The sequence below is a fragment of the Actinomadura scrupuli genome (assembly GCF_050971785.1).
GTDB classification, from domain to species: domain Bacteria; phylum Actinomycetota; class Actinomycetes; order Streptosporangiales; family Streptosporangiaceae; genus Actinomadura_E; species Actinomadura_E scrupuli.
This window is the reverse complement of sequence record NZ_JBPCCU010000004.1, coordinates 296266-316341: the sequence shown is the minus strand read 5'-3', so window position 1 is coordinate 316341 and position 20076 is coordinate 296266. Positions and strand designations below refer to the sequence as shown.

Annotated in this window: 21 protein-coding genes; 13 read left to right on the top strand and 8 right to left on the bottom strand. The window is 72.7% G+C overall.

Annotation, left to right across the window (positions count from 1 at the left end):
- Positions 1-7: 7 nt before the first annotated feature.
- Positions 8-1432 (bottom strand): MocR-like pyridoxine biosynthesis transcription factor PdxR, encoded by a 1425-nt coding sequence (pdxR, locus tag ACRYCC_RS20660; RefSeq protein WP_433814412.1) that lies wholly within the window; start codon positions 1430-1432, stop codon positions 8-10.
- Between the two features lie 221 nt (positions 1433-1653).
- On the opposite strand from pdxR, the gene ACRYCC_RS20655 reads away from it, so the two are divergent.
- Positions 1654-2223, top strand: a complete 570-nt coding sequence (locus ACRYCC_RS20655; RefSeq protein ID WP_433814411.1) for a TerD family protein — start codon at positions 1654-1656, stop codon at positions 2221-2223.
- Between the two features lie 5 nt (positions 2224-2228).
- Positions 2229-3911: a TerD family protein gene (locus ACRYCC_RS20650; RefSeq protein WP_433814409.1), complete on the top strand. Its 1683-nt coding sequence runs from the start codon at positions 2229-2231 to the stop codon at positions 3909-3911.
- Positions 3912-3968: 57 nt separating this feature from the next.
- On the opposite strand, the gene ACRYCC_RS20645 is transcribed toward ACRYCC_RS20650, so the two are convergent.
- Positions 3969-5183 carry a serine hydrolase domain-containing protein gene (locus ACRYCC_RS20645; protein ID WP_433814407.1) on the bottom strand — a complete coding sequence of 405 codons (1215 nt, stop codon included), beginning with the start codon at positions 5181-5183 and terminating at the stop codon, positions 3969-3971.
- Between the two features lie 347 nt (positions 5184-5530).
- Between ACRYCC_RS20645 and ACRYCC_RS20640 the strand changes: the two genes are divergently transcribed.
- Positions 5531-5785, top strand: coding sequence for a hypothetical protein (locus ACRYCC_RS20640; RefSeq protein WP_433814405.1), 255 nt, complete (start codon positions 5531-5533; stop codon positions 5783-5785).
- Between the two features lie 33 nt (positions 5786-5818).
- On the opposite strand, the gene ACRYCC_RS20635 is transcribed toward ACRYCC_RS20640, so the two are convergent.
- Entirely contained in the window at positions 5819-6556 is a 738-nt protein-coding gene (locus tag ACRYCC_RS20635) for a hypothetical protein (protein WP_433814404.1), read from the bottom strand.
- A gap of 380 nt (positions 6557-6936) precedes the next feature.
- Positions 6937-7395, bottom strand: a complete 459-nt coding sequence (locus ACRYCC_RS20630) for an ATP-binding protein (RefSeq protein ID WP_433814402.1) — start codon at positions 7393-7395, stop codon at positions 6937-6939.
- Between the two features lie 188 nt (positions 7396-7583).
- Here ACRYCC_RS20630 and ACRYCC_RS20625 point away from each other — a divergent pair, with 188 nt between their 5' ends.
- The 4 genes from ACRYCC_RS20625 (at position 7584) to ACRYCC_RS20610 (ending at position 9463) form a co-directional block, all read left to right on the top strand.
- Positions 7584-8363, top strand: coding sequence for a helix-turn-helix domain-containing protein (locus tag ACRYCC_RS20625; protein WP_433814400.1), 780 nt, complete (start codon positions 7584-7586; stop codon positions 8361-8363).
- Positions 8354-8653 (top strand): DUF397 domain-containing protein, encoded by a 300-nt coding sequence (locus ACRYCC_RS20620; protein WP_433814398.1) that lies wholly within the window; start codon positions 8354-8356, stop codon positions 8651-8653. Before ACRYCC_RS20625 ends, ACRYCC_RS20620 begins: the two co-directional genes overlap by 10 nt.
- Positions 8654-8692: 39 nt before the next feature.
- Positions 8693-9064, top strand: a complete 372-nt coding sequence (locus ACRYCC_RS20615; RefSeq protein WP_433814397.1) for a VOC family protein — start codon at positions 8693-8695, stop codon at positions 9062-9064.
- A 177-nt stretch (positions 9065-9241) separates the two neighbouring features.
- Positions 9242-9463 carry a hypothetical protein gene (locus tag ACRYCC_RS20610; RefSeq protein WP_433814395.1) on the top strand — a complete coding sequence of 74 codons (222 nt, stop codon included), beginning with the start codon at positions 9242-9244 and terminating at the stop codon, positions 9461-9463.
- A 133-nt stretch (positions 9464-9596) separates the two neighbouring features.
- Here the strand turns inward: ACRYCC_RS20610 and ACRYCC_RS20605 are convergent, their stop codons facing one another.
- The 3 genes from ACRYCC_RS20605 to ACRYCC_RS20595 all read right to left on the bottom strand — a co-directional run bounded on the left by ACRYCC_RS20605 (position 9597) and on the right by ACRYCC_RS20595 (position 11481).
- Positions 9597-10055 carry a limonene-1,2-epoxide hydrolase family protein gene (locus tag ACRYCC_RS20605; RefSeq protein WP_433814393.1) on the bottom strand — a complete coding sequence of 153 codons (459 nt, stop codon included), beginning with the start codon at positions 10053-10055 and terminating at the stop codon, positions 9597-9599.
- A 108-nt stretch (positions 10056-10163) separates the two neighbouring features.
- Positions 10164-10520 (bottom strand): nucleotide exchange factor GrpE, encoded by a 357-nt coding sequence (gene grpE / locus ACRYCC_RS20600; protein WP_433815027.1) that lies wholly within the window; start codon positions 10518-10520, stop codon positions 10164-10166.
- Between the two features lie 310 nt (positions 10521-10830).
- Positions 10831-11481, bottom strand: a complete 651-nt coding sequence (locus tag ACRYCC_RS20595; RefSeq protein ID WP_433814391.1) for an O-methyltransferase — start codon at positions 11479-11481, stop codon at positions 10831-10833.
- A gap of 283 nt (positions 11482-11764) precedes the next feature.
- On the opposite strand from ACRYCC_RS20595, the gene ACRYCC_RS20590 reads away from it, so the two are divergent.
- The 3 genes from ACRYCC_RS20590 (at position 11765) to ACRYCC_RS20580 (ending at position 14817) form a co-directional block, all read left to right on the top strand.
- Positions 11765-12721 carry a hypothetical protein gene (locus ACRYCC_RS20590; protein ID WP_433814390.1) on the top strand — a complete coding sequence of 319 codons (957 nt, stop codon included), beginning with the start codon at positions 11765-11767 and terminating at the stop codon, positions 12719-12721.
- Positions 12722-12855: 134 nt separating this feature from the next.
- The gene (locus tag ACRYCC_RS20585; protein WP_433814388.1) at positions 12856-13653 is read left to right on the top strand and encodes an SAM-dependent methyltransferase; all 798 of its coding nucleotides are present in this window, start codon (positions 12856-12858) and stop codon (positions 13651-13653) included.
- Between the two features lie 30 nt (positions 13654-13683).
- Positions 13684-14817, top strand: coding sequence for a cytochrome P450 (locus ACRYCC_RS20580; protein ID WP_433814386.1), 1134 nt, complete (start codon positions 13684-13686; stop codon positions 14815-14817).
- A 39-nt stretch (positions 14818-14856) separates the two neighbouring features.
- Here ACRYCC_RS20580 and ACRYCC_RS20575 read toward each other — a convergent pair whose 3' ends face one another.
- Entirely contained in the window at positions 14857-15447 is a 591-nt protein-coding gene (locus ACRYCC_RS20575; protein ID WP_433814384.1) for an SACE_7040 family transcriptional regulator, read from the bottom strand.
- An 89-nt stretch (positions 15448-15536) separates the two neighbouring features.
- Between ACRYCC_RS20575 and ACRYCC_RS20570 the strand changes: the two genes are divergently transcribed.
- The 3 genes from ACRYCC_RS20570 to ACRYCC_RS20560 are packed head-to-tail and all read left to right on the top strand — an operon-like array spanning position 15537 to position 20004.
- Complete coding sequence (locus ACRYCC_RS20570) at positions 15537-17090, top strand: carboxyl transferase domain-containing protein (protein WP_433815025.1); 1554 nt, start codon at positions 15537-15539, stop codon at positions 17088-17090.
- Positions 17091-17095: 5 nt separating this feature from the next.
- Positions 17096-19087: an acetyl/propionyl/methylcrotonyl-CoA carboxylase subunit alpha gene (locus ACRYCC_RS20565; RefSeq protein ID WP_433814383.1), complete on the top strand. Its 1992-nt coding sequence runs from the start codon at positions 17096-17098 to the stop codon at positions 19085-19087.
- Positions 19087-20004 carry a hydroxymethylglutaryl-CoA lyase gene (locus ACRYCC_RS20560; protein WP_433814381.1) on the top strand — a complete coding sequence of 306 codons (918 nt, stop codon included), beginning with the start codon at positions 19087-19089 and terminating at the stop codon, positions 20002-20004. Before ACRYCC_RS20565 ends, ACRYCC_RS20560 begins: the two co-directional genes overlap by 1 nt.
- Positions 20005-20076: the final 72 nt, after the last annotated feature.

Here is a 20076-nt window from a genome sequence, read left to right as displayed (position 1 = left end):
GCCCGTTTCACAGGGCCTTGCGGAGCCGGGCCAGTCCCTCTTCGATGCGGCCCGGCGCGATGGCGCCGTAGCCGAGGAGCAACCCCGGCCGGCCCCGGCCTGCGAAGAAGTCCGACAGGGGCAGCAGCCCCACGCCCGCCTCCCGGGCCCGGGCCACGACGGCCCGGTCGTCGGTCCCCTCGGGGAGCAGGGCGCTCAGGTGCAGTCCGGCCGCCGAGGGCACGACCTCCAGGATCTCCGCGAAGTCCCGGGCGAGGACCCTCCCGATGTGCTCGTGGCGCCGCCGGTACTCGCCCCGCATCCTGCGGATGTGCCGGGCCAGCAGCCCTTCGTCGATCAGGCCGGCGAGCGCGCCCTGCTCGGCCAGCGGGCCGTGCAGGTCCGCGATGTGCCTGGCCGTCCGCAACGCCTCCCGCAGCGAGGGCGGCGCCACCAGGAACCCCAGCCGCAGGGACGGCAGCAGCACCTTGGAGAACGAGCCCACGTAGACCACCCGCCCGCCGCGATCGAGGCTGTGCAGGGGCTCGATCGGCCGCCCGCCGTAGCGGAACTCGCTGTCGTAGTCGTCCTCCACGATCACCGCGTCCTGCCGTTCGGCCCAGGCCAGCAGCGCCATCCGCCGTTCCAGGGACATCGCCAGGCCCAGCGGGAACTGGTGCGAGGGAGTGACGTGCACCATCCGGGCGCCCGCCGGGATGGCGTCCACGACCAGGCCCTCCGCGTCGACCGGGACCGCCGCGACCCGTACCCCCTGGGTGGCCAGCAGCCAGCGGGGCGGCGGATAGCCCGGATCCTCCACCGCCGCGGTGTCGCCGGGCGCGAGCAGCACCCTGGCGACCAGGTCGAGCGCCTGCTGGGCGCCGGCGGTGACGATGACGTCGTCCGCCCCGGCCGGGACCGCGCGGGAGACCCCGACGTGCCGGGCGATCGCGGCGCGTAGCGCTGGATGGCCGGCCGGGTCCCCGTGGGCGCCGGGGGGCACGGCGGACGCGGACACCTCGCGGGTGAGCAGCCGCCGCCACGCCTGGTACGGGAACAGGCGCGCGTCGGGGGAGCCGGCCCGGAAGTCGAACTCGGGCGCGTCGGCCATGGCGAGGGGCGATTCGGGGATGGTCCCCCAGACCGCCCGGGGCCGGGGCGGCCGGGCCGGCCGCCGGGCACGGGCCCGGCCCTCCGCGGAGGGGCCCGCGAACAGCCCGGCGGCCACGAAGGTGCCCGCCCCGACCCGGGTGGTCAGGAAGCCCTCGGCGGTCAGCCGGTCGTAGGCGGCGCTCACCGTGTTGCGCGAGACCGCCAGCCGGGCGGCCAGCTCCCGGGTCGGCGGCAACGTCTCACCGGGCCGCAGCAGGCCGTCGAGGACTCCGCTGCGGATCTGCCGGTAGATCTGGCCGGCCAGATCCCGCCGGTCGGTGAGGTTCACATGCAGGTCCACCCGGGCACCCCGGTCGCTCGTCGATCGCCTGGTAGGACACCATCCTCGCGGAGGGCCCCGGGCTGCCCGGACGGCGGGGCGGGGCCGTGCGCGGATCGGGTGCCGGGACCGGCGCTCGGGAAGGTGGACTGACGGCATCAGGCTCACCACCGCCGGGCGGTTCTGTACGGTGAACCGAACTGTGCACGAAAAAGCGCAGGCGATACGAGGAGGCGACGGTAGTGGGCGTGTCGATGGTCAAGGGACAGCGGATCTCACTGGAGAAGTCCAGTGGTTCGCTGCAGCTCGTCCGGATGGGGCTCGGCTGGGACGCGGTCAAGAAGAAGAGCTTCTTCGGCTCCCGGGAGCGCGACGTCGACCTGGACGCCTCCTGCGTGCTGTTCGCCGACCAGAGCCTCGCCGACGTCGTCTTCTTCGGCAAGCTGGTCAGCGACGACGGCACGGTCCGGCACACCGGCGACAACCTGACCGGGGCGGGCGACGGTGACGACGAGTCGGTGCTCGTCGACCTGAACCGGCTGCCGGTCCACGTGACCTCGCTGGTCTTCACGGTCAGCTCGTTCAACGGGCAGACCTTCGACGAGGTGGAGAACGCCTTCTGCCGGCTGGTGGACGAGAGCAACGGCACCGAACTGGCCAGGTACCAGCTGTCGGGTGGCGGCAGCCACACCGCCATGGTCATGGCCCGCATCTACCGGCACGGCGACATCTGGAAGATGAACGCGATCGGGGAACCCGGCCACGGCCGTACCATCCAGGACATGCTGCCGGTGATCGCGGCGAACGCCTGACCTCGATGGCCGATCTGATCCGCGGTGCGAACACGCCGCTCGATGCCGCGCGCGTCGTCGCCACCGTCTCCTGCGCGGTACCGGTGGACGTCAGCGCCCTGCTGGTCGGCACCGACCTGCGCGTGCGGTCGGACGCCGACCTGGTGTTCTACAACGAGCCCGAGGCCGCCGGGGTGCGCTGGTCGGACTCCGGCGGCGAGCAGCGGATCGAGGTCGACCTCACGGCGGTTCCCGCCGGCGTCCAGGCGGTGCTGGTCGCGGTGAGCCTCACCGGCGCGACCTCCTTCGGCGCGGTCCCCGCGCCACGGCTGCGGCTCACCGCCGCCGGCGGCGAGGCCCTCGCGACGTTCAGCGCCGACGGGCTCGGCCCGGAGAAGGCGATCATCGGGCTGGAGCTCTACCGGCGGGGCGGCGGCTGGAAGGTCCGCGCGGTCGGCCAGGGGTACGCCGGAGGGCTGGCCGAGCTGGTCACCGCCCACGGTGTCGAGGTGGACGACTCGGGCGAGCCGGCCACGGCCGCGCCGCCGTCCGGCCCACCGCTCGGCCCCGCGGCCGGCGTCCCGCCGACGGCGCGGTCCGAGGCAGCACCGGCCGGGCCCGCGCCCGGGAACGTGCCACCCGGCCCGGCCGCGCCCTCCCCGGTCCCCTCCCCCACTCCCTCCTCGCACGAGGTCGGGTACGCCGAGCGGGTCTGGCTGGTCTGGGAGGACGCCAGCCGGTCGCTGGCCGCGTTCCGGGCCGCGAGCCGGCACGCGCTGACGATCCGCGGCGACGAGATCGCCGGCCGGGCCTCCCCCGGTCGCTACCAGCAGCTCCTGGACGCGGCGGGTGCCCGCCTGAACGGTGACGTCGAGCATCTCCGCGCGGAGCTCGCCGGGGCCGAGCCGCACGCGAGCCCCGAGATCGCCCCGTTCGCGAGTGCCGGCTGGCTCACCTGGCGGCCGCGCCCGGATCCGGCCGAAGGCGTCCTGCTCGGTCACCTCACCACCGACGAGGCCCCCGGGCTGCGGGTGCCGCTCGTCCTGCGGCTGCCGTGGCGGCGTGCGGTGTGGATCTCCCAGGGCGTGCTGCCCGGTGACTCCACGGCGTTCACGTGGTCGCTGGTCACCCGTTTCCTCGCCGCCGTGCCGCCCGGCACGACCGGCGTGGAGGTGATCGACGCGACGGGCCTTTCGGGGGCCGGCTGGCTGAACGGGCTCGCCCCGGCGGTGGTGAGCCGTCTGCTGGGCGGTGGCGTCTCCACGGGCCCGGCCGCCACCGACCGGCTCGGCCGCCTGCTCGACCTGGTCGACCTGCGACGGGTCGGCGCGGACGACACCGAGCTGCCCGGGCCGCTGGCGGGCGGCCCGCCGGTGCGGCTGGTGGTGGTCTTCGACGCGGGGGCCGCGCTGTCGGACTCCGGCGACGCCGACCGGCTGCTGCGGCTCGTCGAGGACGGCCCGCTGGTCGGCGTGCCGGTCGTCCTGGTGGAGACCGGCTCGGCCGCGGCCGAGTCGGTCCGGACGATGCGGCTCCGGCAGTCGTGCCACAACCTTCCGTCCAGCGAGGGGACCATCGCTGACCCGTGGGTCGGCTCCGACTGGACGGTCACCCCGGAGGTGCTCCCCGACGCCGGTGACGGCACCCGCACGCCCGCGCTCCTGGCCCACGTCCTCGGTGCCCACGCCCGCGCGGCGGCCGGAGCGTGAGGTCGCCGTTCCGCTCATGGCGCCGGCGGGGCCTCTCCGCGGCGATGGTGGCCCTTGTCAGTCGTCGATGGCCTGGTAGGCCAGCGTCCAGAAGTCGAGGTGGGCCGGTGAGAGGGCCGGGAAGCCCGCGCGCTGCGTCATGAAGATCGCCACCAGGTCCTCTTCGGGGTCGGTCGCCCAGGACGTGCCGTAGCCGCCGTCCCAGCCGTACCGTCCCGGCACCGCCGCCACGTCGTCGCGGCGGGTGACCATGGACACGCCGAACCCCCAGCCGCGGTTGTCGAAGTAGCCGGGGAAGAAACCGGACACCGCCTTCTGCCCAGGGGTGAGCTGGTCGGTCGTCATGGCCTGCACCGACGGCCGGGACAGGATCCGCTCGCCGCCGTACCTGCCCTGGCCGAGCATCATCTCGCCGAAGGCCAGGTAGTCGTCGACGGTCGAGACCAGCCCGGCGCCCGCGTCGGGGAAGACCGGCGGGCGGCTCCACTGGCCGCCCTCGGTGGCGTCGAGGAGCACGAGCGCCCCGGTGTCCGGATCGACCCCGTAGCAGGTCGCGAGCCGGTCGATCTTCCCGGGCGGCACGCTGAAGCCGGTGTCCTTCATGCCGAGCGGCTCGAAGACGCGCTCGCGCAGGAACGTCTCCAGCGGCCGTCCCGAGGCACGCGCGATCAGCACCCCCAGCACGTACGACCCGGTGTTGTAGAGCCACCGCTCACCCGGCTGGTACATCAGCGGCAGCGTGCCGAGCCGGCGGATCCACTCGTCCGGCGGGTGCGGGATCGGCGGCGTCGGCGGCCCCACGGCCATGATCTGCCGCTCCTGCACGGCCCGCAGGATCGGAGACGGGCCGTCCGGCGGCTCCAGGACCATGCCGAAGCCCATACGGAAGGTCAGCAGGTCGCGGACGGTGATCGGCCGGCGCGCGGGCACGGTGTCGTCGAGCGGCCCGTCGATCCGCCGCAGCACCGTGCGGCCGGCCAGTTCGGGCAGCAGCCGGTCGACCGGCTCGTCCAGCCGCAGCGCGCACTCCTCCACCAGAATCATGGTCGCCACGGCCGTGACCGGCTTGGTCATCGACGTGATGCGGAAGATCGTGTCGCGCTGGACCGGGTCGTGGCCGCCCACCGTCTTCGTGCCCGCCAGGTCGACGTGCACCTCGCCCCTCCGGCAGAGCAGGGTCACGTACCCGGGCACGTCACCGCGCTCCACATGGCCGGTCATGACCTCGTGCATGCGGCGGAGCCTCGCCGCCGACAGTCCCCCGGTGCCCATCTTCGCCTCACTCCTGCCGTGTCACCGCCGGGGACCATCCTCGCGGAGCGCTGCCGGCCGCGCGCACCGGGTCCGGGACGCCGCCGGGCAGCGCCCTCCCGCGCCGGGTCTCCCCGGGCCGCCCTGGGCCCGGGTCGCGTGGGACCGGCGGATGTCCGATGATGATCCACGGCCCGGGATGCCGAGTTCCGGCGGCGGTTCGCCGTCGAGGTCCAGGCGCTTCCAGACGCCCTCCGGTGCGTGGACCGCCGGCGCCTGCGTGGCCCTCGTCGTCGGGCTCGTCCTGCTGGCCGTCGCCCTCCAGGCAGGGCTCGGGTTGCTGGTGTACGAGCGCCACCGGCATCCGGGTGCAGCTCGCCCGCCCCTGGCAACGGGACCTCGGCCCGTTCCCGTGGGACCAGATCACCAAGATCGGGCCGGTCCCGCTCACGGCTCCGGGCGCCGACCGGCCGCGTCTCTACCTCGCCATCTGGGGCCAGGGCCTCACGCAGGATCCCGCCAGGGCCAGGCCGCTGTTCCCCCTCGGTCTGCGCGGCCTGCCCTGGGACGAGATCCAGGCCGTGGTCTCCCGGTACCGGCCGAACATCCAGATCGGCCACTGAGCGCCGTCGTCCAGGCGCCCGTCGGGCCGGGCGCTAACGGCCGGGGCGGGACCGGCGGGAGCCTTCGTACTGGGCCATCTGCGAGTCGTCCAGGATGATCGAGCCGCCCTCGCCGTAACGGAGGGGCTCGGGGTGCGCGTCGGCGGGGACCTTGGGGACGTCGGAGGAGACGTACGGGAAACGGCGGCCGGCGTGGGCCCAGACGGCGCTGACGTATTCGCGGTCGGCCTTCTTGCGGTACGGATAGTCGACGACGTTGGGAATTCCGTTGCCCTGGTCGTCGACGACGAAGCGCACCGAGCCGTCGTAGGGGTCGCGGTATTCCGCGAGGGTGACGTAGCCGCCCATGGCGGGGTGCTCCTCGGAGTGGCGCAGCCGGGTGCCCCCTTCGATGGCCGCCGAGTAGCGGGCCCACCTTTCCTCTTGGAGCCTTCCCCAATGGCTGTACATGTCGCCGCCGCCGTCGGAGTAGACGATGCGGCCGCCGTCGAACAGGAACGGTGACTTTCGTTCGGAATCGCCGGCGGCCTGCTCCCAGCGGCCTTCGTGCAGGGTCATCAGACGGCGGACGGCACGCCAGGCGGTGTTCTTGTCAGGGAAACGCCGGCATCCGAACCCGCCGTGGTCGACGTACCAGCCGCCCTCGGTGAACGTGCCCACCGAGATCTGCCCCGCGCTCAGCGCCCGGGTGTCGCGCAGGTTCCAGCGTGCGAGGCACTCGTGCGGTTTCTTCCACCACCAGTCGAGAGGCTGACCCGATTCGCCGTCCACGCCACCGAATTTACCAAGAAAGGATCACATTCACCTCCGAACGGCATCCGCCGGGAAAGGACGCGACCGGGTCAGGTTCCAAGGCCCCGACATAGTGGATATTCGTCTCCTTTCGGAGCGGGCGGGGTGGTGCTGTGTTCCCGTTGCTTTGCCCTGACCACCCCGACGCGGCCCCTATGCGGCCTGCCGCCCACGTTGCTTTGCCCTGACCACCCCGACGCGGCCCCTCTGCGGCCTGCCGCCCAAGTGACCGAGGCCGCGTATCGGTGGTCACGGCAAAGCAACGCGGTGAGGTCCCCGGGGCCGGGTACGAGGGCGCCGGTCGCGGCCTTGCCGTAGCCGTGCCGTTGGCGGCGGCGGTCTGGGCCACGTGGCGCTGGTCAGGTGACGTCCCCGCCGGAGTCGACGTCGAACTCCGCCCAGACCGACTTGCCGGTCGGGGTCAGGTCGGTGCCGTGCCTGCCGGCCAGGTAGCCGATGATCGTCAGGCCGCGGCCGGACGGGTCGGTGGGCGCCGGTCGCCGTTCGCGCGGCAACCGGTCGCTCCGGTCGTGGACCTCCAGGCGCAGCCACCCGGGGTGGCGGATCAGCAGCAGCCGGACGGTCGAGCCGGGCAGGCCGCGCGCATGCTGGTAGGCGTTGGTGACGATCTCCGAGGCGCAGGTCTCTAGCCGTTCGGCGACGTCGCCGGCCATGCCCCAGTGCCGCGCGCACAGCACCACCTCCCGGCGCGCGTGGGCGGCGGCCTCGGCCGCGTTGCGCAGCCGTACGTCCTTGATCACCACCCCGGAGGAGCCGGTACGGATCGGGAGCACGGAGCTCGGAGCGGGCTGTGCCATGTCGCCACCTTCGGGGCCTTCATCTGCCGGATCGGACCCCCAGGTTGATCCGTGAACATTACTTTGAGTAGGCGAACCGTCACCGTTCCAGTAATGCTGAAGGCGGTGCGGCGGCATCGATGGCCGTTGAACCCGGACATCTCCCCCCGACGACAACCGCAGCACAGCCGCACGATCAAGGAGGCGTCATGGACCTCTACAGCCCGCAGGCGATCTGGGGACGGGAGCTGCGCCACCACCGGCAGACCGCCGGGCTCACCCAGGCGCAGCTCGCCGTGCGGATCCGCTTCAGCGAGTCGCTCATCAGCGGCATCGAGACCGGCCAGGTCCCGGCCGGGACCGACTTCGCGGCGGCCTGCGACGAGGTGCTCGGCACCGGCGGCGCGCTGCTGCGGCAGCTCGACTGGCGCAAGGGCGACCGGTTCCCCGCCTGGTTCGGCGAATGGCCCAGGATCGAGGCCAAGGCGATCGTGCTGCGAGCGTTCCAACTGTCGGTCATCGACGGATTGCTCCAGACCAAGGCGTACGCCACAGCACTGCTGCGGGACGAGGACGCAGTCGCGGCACGCCTCGAACGGCAGGACATTCTCGTTCGGGAGAGCCCACCACCGCCCAAGCTCCGGTGCATCTTCGACGAGGCGGTTCTGCACCGGCCGGTCGGCGACGCGGCGACCATGTACGAGCAATTGACGTCGCTCATCGAGGTCACGGCGAACCCCCGCATCACCGTCCAGGTGATCCCGTACGGTACGCATCCCGGCGTCAAGGGGTCTTTCGTCACCGCATCGATGGGAGCCGGGTCGGGAGAGGTCGCGTATTTGGAAACGGCCGCACAGGGCCAGATCGTCCGCAAACCTGAGGACCTTGAGGCCCTCACGGACCTGTGGGAGTCTCTGCAGACGTACGCACTCCCCCAGCGCGATTCGCTGGAGCTCATCAGACGAACGGCGGACGATCGATGGACCTGAGCGGCGCCCTCTGGCGCAAGAGCAGGCGCAGCGGCCCTGATGGCGGTCAGTGCGTTGAGGTGGCCGCGTGGCGCAAGAGCAGTCACAGCGGGCCAGACGGCAGTGACTGCGTCGAGGTGGCCGCATGGCGCAAGAGCAGCCGTAGCGGGCCCACTGGTGGTGACTGCGTCGAGGTCGCGCCGTTGCCGGGGGTGGTCGCCGTGCGCGACAGCAAGAACCCCGGCGGTCCGGCGCTCGTCTTCAGCCACGCGACCTGGCGTTCGTTCACCGCCGCGATCAAGCAGCCCTGAGCCGGGGCCGGTCCGCCGGGCGTCTGCCAGAATCGGCGCATGTTGAGCATCGGAACCATCGTGCTGGGTGTCGAGGACGTGCGGCGGGCGGCGGACTTCTGGAGCGAGGCGCTGGGCTACGTGCCGCGGGACGACGAGGTCAAGGACGACTGGACCGTGCTGATGCCGGCCGTCGGCTCGGGTGTGCAGCTGGCGCTGGATGTCAGCGAGACGCCCGTGCAGGAGTACCCGCGCGTCCACCTGGATCTGTACGCCGGTGACGCCGCCGACCAGGCCGCCGAGGTGGAGCGACTGATCTCCCTCGGTGCCAGCCGTGTCGACTGGGACCTTTATCCGGAGGATCCGGACTTCGTGGTCCTCGCCGACCCGGACGGCAACCGCTTCTGCGTCATCGACACCGGCCGCGGCTGACCGTCGGCGCGCCCGCCGGTGTTCGCGCCCCGGCCCGGCCGCCCGGGCAGACCGCCGACGGCAGGCTCCTCCCGGTCGCGGGAACCCCCTCGCGCCAACCCGCGGCGGCCGGGATGGAACGGGATGGAACGCCCTTCGAGTGGAAGCGTTGTCCACTCGACGCCCAGGAGGGCACCCATGACTTCCAGACACGTCCTCGGCACAGCGGTACGGACCCGGACCCTGCCCGTGATCGCGCTGACGGCCTTCCTCGCCGCGCTGGCGCCGGCCGGAGTTTCGGCGTCCACCGGCACCGCGGCCCGTGACCAGGCCGGCCCGGTAACGGCCGCCCCGGCCGCGCCGCAGGCCCGCTGCTGGCCGAAGATCAAGTGCGGCGATTCCTGCTGCGTCATCGCCTAGCGGGAGCACGACCCAGGCCGCGGCGGCGACGGCCGGGAGTACGCCCAGAGCACCGGGGCGGCGGCGACGGCCGCTGATCGTGGCGCCCGGCCGAGGTGCTGTCCGGCGGATCGGGGTGACCGCCGGACAGGGCCTAACGGCCGGAGCGGATCGCGCGGGCGCGGCGCCGGGCGATGGCCGCGGCGACCGCGCCGGGGACACCGCGCAGGCCGGCGATGAGGAAGGTCGTCCAGTCGAAGTAGTCGCGCCACAGCACGATGCGGCCGGCGCGGACCTCGAAGGTGCCGCAGACCCAGAAGGAGGCCCGCCAGCCACCGGCCTGCAGCACGTCGGTGCGCTCGGTGAGCACCACGGGACCGTCCGCGGCGATGTGGTGGATGCGCGCCTCGAAGCCGGTGCTGTACTTGGCCATCACCCGTAGCTGCTTCTCGAAGGCGCGCAGGCCGCGGGCCGGAGGCAACGGGACGTTCTGATAGACGATCTCCGGCGCGACCAGGGTGAGCGCCCGGTCGATGTCCAGTTCCTCCAGCGCGGTGAGGAACGCCCGGACGATCTGGACGGGGTCGTGCTCCTGGACGGTGGCTTCGGACACGGACGACCTCCGGCATCGGCGGCTGGCATCACCGCCACGCTATCGCCGTACTGGACACGGCGGGCCCCGCGCCCCGGGACGATCCGCCCCGGAGTCGGCGGAGCCGGGTCAGGCCTGGGCGTCCTGCTCGTAGACGGAGACCTCCGGGCGGCGCAGCCAGGTCTTCCCGTCGAGGTACCCGACCGTGCCGGTGGCCGCGACGGTCTGGTGCAGCTTGGCGTCCTCGGTGGGCTCGGCGAGCACCGGGACGTGCCGCTCGGGGTCGAACGGCTCTCCGTCCGGCGCCACCGTGGTGACCCCGGCGGCGGCCAGCGCGTCCGTCACCTGCCGCCACAGGGTCTCGTCACGGTCCCGGACGGCGTCGGCGATCGCGATGGAGGCGTCGATCAGGTCCCGGCGCTGCGCCGCGATCTCGAACCCCGCCGGATCCTTGAACCCGGTGGCCTCGTCACCCTCGGACTCCACGGGTTCCACGGGTTCGTCCGGTTCCACCGGCCGGGCCGTGGCGTCCGATGCCCGCCCGGCGGCGGGAGCCGACGCGGCATTGCCGGTACGCAGCCGGGAGGCGCCGAAGCCACCGGCGGCACCGACCACGATGCCCAGGATCAGCATGAGGATCGCGGGTGTGTCCATGGCGGTACCACCTCTGTCTCGCCGCCCGGCGGCCGGATCCGCCGGGCGAACGTGGACATCCTAGGCTCGGCGGATCACGTTCGCAGGCGACTCCGGGGATCACCGGGGGCGCGCCCGAGGAGCCCCGCCCCGGTGGCGAACGTCAGCGTTTGCGGGCGAAGGTGAGCCCGTCGGCGATCGGCAGCATCACCAGTTCCACGCGTTCGTCGGCCGCCGCGTGGTCGTTGAACGCGCGGATCGCCGCTCCGGACTCATCGGGGTCGGAGGTGATCACCCGGCCGCTCATGAAGACGTTGTCGACCAGGATCACCCCGCCGGGTCGGGTCCTGGGCACCAGTTCCTCCCAGTACCCGATGTAGCCCGGCTTGTCGGCGTCGATGAAGGACAGGTCGACCACCGGATCGGCCGGCAGGCTCCGCAGCGTGTCCAGCGCCGGCCCGATCCGCAGGTCGATCAGATCCTCCACCCCGGCCTTGCGCCAGTGCTCCCGGGCGATGCCGGTCCACTCCTCGCTCACGTCACAGCAGATCAGCCGGCCTCCCTCGGCGAGCCCGCGGGCCAGGCAGATCGAGGAGTAGCCGGTGAACGTGCCGACCTCGATCACGTTCCGCGCGCCCAGCACCTTGGCCAGCAGCATCATGAAGGCGCCCTGGTCCGGGGAGATCTGCATCGAGGACGCCCCGCCCAGCGCGGCGGTCACCTCGATGAGCTCCTGTTGCACCTCGTCGGGCCGGACGCTGTGGGCCAGCAGATAGTCGTACAGCTCCGGGCCGAGGTTCCCCGTCTTGGTCATCGCCGTCCCCCGCTCTCACGTCGTGTCGACCACATCATGGGGTACGGCGGTCTCGCCGCCATCCCGGGGGTGCCGTGTCCCTGGTGCGGAAGGTGGCGGCACGCCCCGGCGGAGTCCCGCCGGAAGGGCCGCACCCGCGGGGTGATCCGTCGTACCGCCCGGCGAGAGGCCGGGACGAAGTCCGTATTTCCCCCGATGCACGATTGATCCTCTTTCTTCAGTGTGTGACCCACCGCGTCTTCCGTGCGGGACACGACACGAGCGGAGAATCACCATGTTTCGCGTGCCCTCCGATCCCTCCGGCAAGGCCGAGCGCGAGGAGCCACCGGGCACGGCTTCAGACGTGCCCGGCCAGGGCGAGGCGCAACCTCCGGCAGAGGTCACCGGAGACGGCCCGCGTGCGTTCCGGATCGGCGACCGGGTACGGGCCGTCAACGCCCGCCTGCTGTTCTTCGGCCGGACCGGGACGATAGAACGCGTGTCCCCCACCGATCCCGCCAAGTTCTCCGTGGATTTCCCGAGGCAGCGCGATCTCATCCGGTTTCTCCCCGCCGACCTTCAGTTCGACATCCAGAGAGAGGTCGGGAGGCTGTTCCCCCTGCTCGTCAAGAGGCATCCCGCGCTGTCCTTCCTCGCCTCCGACGCGGTGACCGTACGGACCCTGCGGCCGGGCGACTGGGCGGGGATGAAGATCGACGTGCCTCCTTCGTACGTGACGCGCGTGTGGCAGGAGGTCGCGGGAATCCCGCTCCGCTACACCCGGGACCCGGGCGTGAAGAAGCTGCTCATCGGATGCGGGAACACGCCCACGAAGCAGTGGAAGATCCTCAACGGGGCACACCCGATCCACGGGACCGGTGTCTACACCCTTGCCCCGGACATCCAGCTCGGGCCGAGCGTCCTCGGCCTGTTCGGCCACGACCCCGTCCACGCCGCCTTCCTGCCGGGCAACTTCCTGCTGGTCGACTTCGAGGGCTACACCCCCTTGCCGGACGCCGCCGCCCTGGACGCCCAGCCGTACTTCCTGGACGGCCTCGACCACCTTCTCGCCGACCAGGGGATCGTGCGCTTCCCGGTCGGGCCCCGCGCCGGGACGCGCACCGTCTGGGCGAAGAAGGAAGGCCGGCGGCTCCTCGTCACCGGCGAGACGCCCGGGAACCTGCCGACGTCCCCGCCCGAATGGGTGGGCCGCGAGGTGACGCTCACATGGCTCCGGTCGGAGCTCCAGCGGTGGGGTTAGGGATGCGGCGTCCGCCTCGCCCCGTCGGGCCACTTACCTAATCGGGATATGAGAGGGAAATATCCTTCAATCCGCTGGTCGGTCCTCCCTCAGTGAGCGATCATTGACGAGGCATCACGCGAGAGATCGGCATCATGGCAGAGAGCAACCGACCCCGGATCGACGTGACGGTTCCCAACGTGGCCCGCATGTACGACTACTACCTGGGCGGGAAGGACAACTTCGCGGCGGATCGGGAGGCCGCCGCGAAGGTCCTGGAAGTGGCACCGTTCGCCCCCCGGCTGGCCAGGCAGAACCGCGGCTTCATGGCCCGTGCGGTGCGGTATCTGGCCGGGATCGGGATCACCCAGTTCCTCGACATCGGCGCGGGCCTGCCCACCCAGGGCAACGTCCACGAGGTCGCCCGGCAGATCCTCCCGGGCGCCCGGGTGGTCTACCTGGACAACGACCCGGTGGTCGTCACCCACGGCCGCGCGCTGCTCGGCGTCGACCAGAGCACGGTGGTCCTGGAGCGGGATCTGCGTGAGTCCGCCGGGCTGCTCGACGACCCGAAGATCCGCGAGCTCATCCGGCCCGGCGAACCGGTCGGGCTGCTGCTGGTCGCGGTGCTGCACTGCCTGGACGCCGACGACGAGCCGTACCGGGTCATGACCGACCTCCGCAAGAGCCTGCCGCCGGGGAGCCATGTGGTGATCTCGCACATCACCGGCGACGACGAGGTCACCGCGAACTCCTCGACGGTGTACCGGAAGGCCAGCACCGCCCTGACGCACCGCACGCCGGAGGAGATCCTCGGCTTCTTCGACGGGTTCGGCCTCCTGGAACCGGGCCTGGTCTCGCTGGACCGGTGGCGGCCCGACGACACGAGCGCTCCCGCCCCGGTGACGGCGAGCGGATACTTCCTGTGCGGTGTGGGCCGCAAGGAGTCCTGACGAGCGAGTCCCGACCAACAAGGAGTCCTGGTGAGCGTGGACGAGGCCCTGCCGCCGATCACCCTGCCGAGCGGCGACACCATGCGGGCCGCCACGCGGTACGCCGACGTACGGCAGGTCATGTCGGACCCCCGCTTCACCCGGGAACTGCACCGGGCCGCAGACGGGCCCCGGATAGTCCGCGGGAACGACATCAGCGACGACCGGGACTCGCTGCTCAACATGGACCCGCCGCGCCACACCCGGCTGCGCCGCATCGTCGCCGGGGCCTTCTCCCCCCGCCGGATCGCCGGATGGCGGCCCCGGATCACCGAGGTCACCGAGCAGCTCCTCGGCGAGATGGTGACCGGCGGCGCACCGGCCGACCTGGTCACCGCCTTCGCGTTCCCGCTGCCGATCCGGATCATCTGCGAGCTGCTCGGGGTGCCGCACGAGGACCGGGGCCGCTTCCGTGCCTGGTCCAGCGCGGCGCTGACCGTCTCCACGGCGGACGCCGGCCAGCGGGTCACCGCCCGGCGTGAATTCCGCGCGTACGTCGAGGAACTGCTCGCCGAGCGGCGGAAGACCCCGGGCGACGCGCTCATCGACGCCCTGCTGGAGAGCCGCGACGGCTCGGACGTGCTCACCGAGCGGGAGCTGGTGAGCCTGACCGTCAATCTGATCAACGCGGGCCACGAGACGACGGCCAACCTCATCGGGTGCGGGGTCTTCACGATGCTCGCCGAGGGCCACTACGGCTCGCTGGCCCGGGACACCTCGCTGCTCCCGGCCGCGATCGAGGAGATCCTGCGGCACGACACTCCGGCCGGCTACGGGCTGCCGCGGATGGCCACCGAGGACGTCGAGCTGCCGTCCGGGACGATCCGCCGGGGCGAGACGGTCCTTCCGTTGCTGGCCATCGCCAACCGGGATCCGGAGCCGTTCCCCGAGCCCGACCGCTTCGACCTGCACCGCGACGACGGCGCGCATCTGACCTTCGGGCACGGCCCGCACTTCTGCATCGGCGCCGGCCTAGCCCGCCTGGAGGTGGAGGTCGCCCTGCGCGTGCTCACCCGCGAACTGCCCGGGCTGGCGCTCGCCGTGCCCCCGGACGACGTCCCCTGGGCGAAGGGCGGCATGGTCCAGGGACCGAAGCGGCTGCCGGTCACCTGGCCGCAGACCTGAGCCGGCCCGCCGCCAAGAGTCCGCCGGCAGGACGGCGGGTCAGGCCTCCGCGATGGTCGCGGTGAGCGCCTTGGCGGCCATGGCGTGCAGGAGCGCGGCCATGGCGTCCCGGTCGAGCCCGCCGGCGCTGTGCGGGGTCGAGTTGAGCAGCCCGAAGGTGGCGTGCACGGCCGCCCGGGCCCGGTCGTCGGCCAGCGCCCCATCAAGGTGGCGCAGCACGCGGACCCACTCCTCCACGTAGGCCCGCTGCATGCGGCGGATCTCGCGGCGCTGCGGCTCCGGCACGTTGTCCAGCTCGCGTTCGTGGACGGTGATGAGCGCGGGGTTGTCCAGCGCGAAGGCCACGTGCCAGCGCAGCAGCGCCTCCAGTGCCTGGGCCGGCCCGGGGGCCGCCGCGGCGCGCCGTGATCCCTCGGTCAGCAGCCGCTCGCTGATGTCGAGCAGCATGTCGGCCAGCACCGCGTCCTTGCCCCGGAAGTGCCGGTACAGCGCCGGCCCGGTGAGCCCGACCGCCCGGCCGAGCTCGCCGATGGAGACACCGTGGTATCCCCGCCGGGCGAACAGCTCCGCCGCAGCGGCCAGGATCTCCGTACGGCGCGGTGAGGTGTAGGACGGGGCCGGCTCGGTCATGTACGGAGTCTAGACGAGCGGTGTTAACGTTGATTAACATCGGTGGAGTTAACGATCGTTAACTGACGAGGGGTGGCATGAGCTCACCTGTGCTGGGGACCACCGCGGACCCCACCGGCGAGGCCTACAAGCGCAACGCCGAGGCCAACCACGCGCTGGCCGCGCAGCTGCGGGACCGGCTGGCGGACGCCCGCCGGGGCGGCCCGGAGCGCGCCCGCGACAAGCACGTCGCACGCGGCAAGCTGCTGCCCCGGGACCGGGTGGACGGGCTGCTCGACCCCGGCTCGCCGTTCCTGGAGCTGTCCGCGCTGGCGGCGTACGGCATGTACGACGGCGACGCCCCCGGCGCCGGGATCATCACCGGGATCGGCCGGGTGTCCGGCCGCGAATGCGTGATCGTCGCCAACGACGCCACGGTCAAGGGCGGCACCTACTACCCGGTCACGGTGAAGAAGCACCTGCGGGCGCAGGAGGTCGCGCTGCACAACAACCTGCCGTGCGTCTACCTGGTCGACTCCGGCGGCGCCTTCCTGCCCAGGCAGGACGAGGTGTTCCCGGACCGCGAGCACTTCGGCCGGATCTTCTACAACCAGGCGACCATGTCGGCGCGCGGCATCCCGCAGATCGCGGCGGTGCTCGGCTCCTGCACGGCGGGCGGCGCGTACGTCCCGGCCATGAGCGACGAGGCCGTCATCGTCCGCAACCAGGGCACGATCTTCCTGGGCGGCCCGCCGCTGGTGAAGGCGGCCACCGGCGAGATCGTCACCGCGGAGGAGCTGGGCGGCGGCGAGCTGCACTCGCGCGTCTCCGGGGTCACCGACCATCTCGCCGACGACGACGCGCACGCCCTGCGGATCGTCCGGGGCATCGTCGCCACCCTCGGCCCGCGCGCCCCCCGGCCCTGGGACGTCGCGGAGGTGCGGGAGCCCGCGGCCGACCCCGCCGAGCTGTACGGGGTCGTGCCGCCGGACCCGCGCACGCCCTACGACGTGCGCGAGGTCATCGCCCGGATCGTCGACGGCAGCCGGTTCCAGGAGTTCAAGGCCGAGTACGGCCCCACCCTGGTCACCGGCTTCGCGCACCTGCACGGCCATCCCGTGGGCATCATCGCCAACAACGGGATCCTGTTCTCCGAGTCCGCGCTCAAGGGCGCGCACTTCATCGAGCTGTGCGACCGGCGGTCGATCCCGCTGGTGTTCCTGCAGAACATCAGCGGCTTCATGGTGGGCCGCGAGTACGAGGCCGGCGGCATCGCCAAGCACGGCGCCAAGATGGTCACCGCGGTCGCCTGCGCCCGGGTGCCGAAGTTCACCGTGGTCATCGGCGGTTCCTTCGGCGCCGGCAACTACGCCATGTGCGGCCGGGCCTACTCCCCCCGGTTCCTGTGGATGTGGCCGGGCGCGCGGATCTCGGTCATGGGCGGCGAGCAGGCCGCCTCGGTGCTCGCCTCGGTGGGCAACACCGACCCCGAGGTCATCCGCGCGCAGTACGAGCACCAGGGCAACCCCTACTACGCCACCGCCCGGCTCTGGGACGACGGCGTCATCGATCCCCTCGACACCCGCCGGGTGCTCGGCCTCGCGCTGTCGGCCGCCGCCAACGCCCCGCTGGAGCCGGTCGGCTACGGCGTCTTCCGGATGTGAGCCCCATGTTCTCCGCAGTCCTCATCGCCAACCGGGGCGAGATCGCCGTACGGATCATCCGTACGCTCCGCGACCTCGGCGTCCGCTCCGTCGCCGTGCACAGCCCGGCCGACGCCGGGGCCCGGCACGTCCGGGAGGCCGACGAGGCCGTGCTGATCCCCGGCTACCTCGACGCCGAGGCCGTCATCGGCGCGGCTCGCGCGTCGGGCGCCGAGGCGGTGCACCCGGGGTACGGCTTCCTGGCCGAGAACGCCGGTTTCGCCCGTGCCTGTGCCGCCGCCGGGCTGGTCTTCGTCGGGCCGCCGCCCGAGGCGATCGAGGCGATGGGCGACAAGATCCGCGCCAAGCTGACCGTCACCGCCGCCGGCGTGCCGGTGGTCCCCGGCAGCGACGAGGCGGGCCTGTCCGACGCCCGGCTGGCGGAGGCGGTGGCGCGGATCGGGCTGCCGGTGCTGCTCAAGCCCTCGGCCGGCGGCGGCGGGAAGGGCATGCGCCTGGTCCGGTCGCCGGAGGAGGTGCCCGCCGCGATCGGCTCGGCCCGCAGGGAGGCCCTGGGCGCGTTCGGTGACGATACCCTGCTGGTCGAGCGGTTCGTGGAGAACCCCCGGCACATCGAGATCCAGGTCTTCGCCGACGCCCACGGCGCCGTCGTCCATCTGGGCGAGCGCGAGTGCAGCCTCCAGCGGCGCCACCAGAAGATCATCGAAGAGGCGCCGTCGCCGCTGCTGACCGAGGAGCAGCGGGCCCGGATGGGCGCCAGCGCCATCGACGCCGCGCGGGCGGTCGGCTACGTCGGGGCGGGCACGGTGGAGTACATCGTCTCCGCCGACCGGCCGGACGAGTACTTCTTCATGGAGATGAACACCCGCCTGCAGGTCGAGCATCCGGTCACCGAGCTGGTCACCGGCCTGGACCTGGTCGAGCTGCAGCTCCGGGTGGCCGCCGGCGAGCCGCTGCCCTTCACCCAGGACGGCGTGCGCCTGCGCGGCCACGCGGCCGAGGCCCGGGTGTACGCCGAGGACCCCGCACGCGGCTTCCTGCCCACGGGCGGCACCGTGCTCACGCTCTCCGAGCCGGGGACGGACGCTGGCGCGCGGGTCGACTCCGGGATCGCCGAGGGCACCGAGGTCGGCGGCTCCTACGATCCGATGCTCGCCAAGGTGGTCGCCTGGGGCCCCGACCGGGCCGCGGCGCTCACCCGCCTGGACCGGGCGCTCGCCTCATACACCCTGCTCGGGGTCCCCACCAACATCGCCTTCCTGCGTGCCCTGATCTCCCACCCGGACGTCACCGCGGGCCGGCTCGACACCGGCCTCGTCGAGCGCTCGCTGGAGGACCTGGTCCACGACGCCGTACCGGACGAGGTGCTCGCCGCCGCCGCCCTGGAGCGCACCCGCGCGCTGGAGAGCGCCGGTGACCGGGACCCGTGGGCGATCCCGGACGGCTGGCGGCTCGGCGACCCCGCCTGGACCGTCCGGCACCTCAGCGTCGACGGCCACGACCCCGTACCGGTCAGAGTCAGGGGCGTGTCCGCCGCCGCCGAGATCTCCGTCAACGGCGCCGCCCCGGTCCCGGCCTCGCTGCGTCCCGGGCCCGGCCCGGCCGGCCGCACGGTCGGCTACGGCGGGCGCACGACGGTGTACGCGCTGGCGGGCGACGAGCGGACGGTGTGGATCGGGCATGCCGGGCGGACCTGGGCGGTGCGGGAGTTCGTGCCCGGTGCGGCCGGCTCGGCGGCGAGCGCGGCGGGCGGCGGAGTGCTGCGCAGCCCGATGCCCGGCACGGTGCTGGCGGTCAAGGTGGCCAAGGGCGACGCGGTGACCGCGGGTCAGCCACTGGTCATCGTGGAGGCGATGAAGATGGAACACACCGTCACCGCGCCGGTCGACGGGGTCGTCGCCGAGCTGCCCGCCCGGACCGGCGCCCAGGTCGCGCTGGACGCCGTGCTCGCCGAGATCACCCCGGCCGCGGACGACGACGAAGGAGGGCGGCAGTGATGCGCGTGGGCCTTGAGGGGCTGCCGGAGCGAGTGACGATCTACGAGGTCGGTCCCCGCGACGGCCTGCAGAACGAGTCCGCGATCGTGCCCGTGGAGGTGAAGGCGGAGTTCGTCACCCGGCTCGCGGCGGCGGGGCTCACCACCATCGAGGCCACCAGCTTCGTGCACCCGAAGTGGGTGCCGCAGCTCGCCGACGCCGAGGAGCTGCTCGGGGTGCTCGCCCGGGTGCCCGGCGTCCGCTACCCCGTGCTCGTGCCGAACGAGCGCGGCCTGGACCGGGCGCTGAAGGCCGGCATCGACGAGATCGCGGTGTTCGGCAGCGCCACCGAGACCTTCGCCCGGCGCAACCTCAACCGCACGGTCGAGGAGTCGCTCACGATGTTCGCCCCCGTCGTGGCGCGGGCGCGTGCGGAGGGCATGCGGGTGCGGGCGTACGTCTCGATGGCCTTCGGGGACCCCTGGGAGGGCGACGTCCCGATCGGCCAGGTGGTCTCGGTCGCCACCCGGCTGGTGGACATGGGATGCACCGAGATCAGCCTGGGCGACACCATCGGGGTCGGTACCCCCGGCCACGTCACCGCCCTGATCGGGGAGCTGGCGGCGGCCGGCACCGACCTCGCCCGGGTCGCCGTGCACTTCCACGACACCTACGGGCAGGCGCTCGCCAACACGCTGGCCGCGCTGCGGTGCGGCGTCACCACCGTGGACGCCTCGGCCGGCGGGCTGGGCGGCTGTCCCTACGCCGAGAGCGCCACCGGCAACCTTGCCACCGAGGACCTCGTCTGGATGCTCGACGGCCTCGGCATCGAGACCGGCGTCGACCTGCCCGCACTCGCCGAGACCAGCCGCTGGATGGCCGAGCGGCTCGGCCGCCCCTCCCCGTCCCGCGTCGTCCAGGCCCTGTCCCACCCATGATCGGCCGACCCATCCGTGATCGTGCGATCAATCGTCGATTGATCGCACGATCACGGAGGTTGTGAGGAGAGA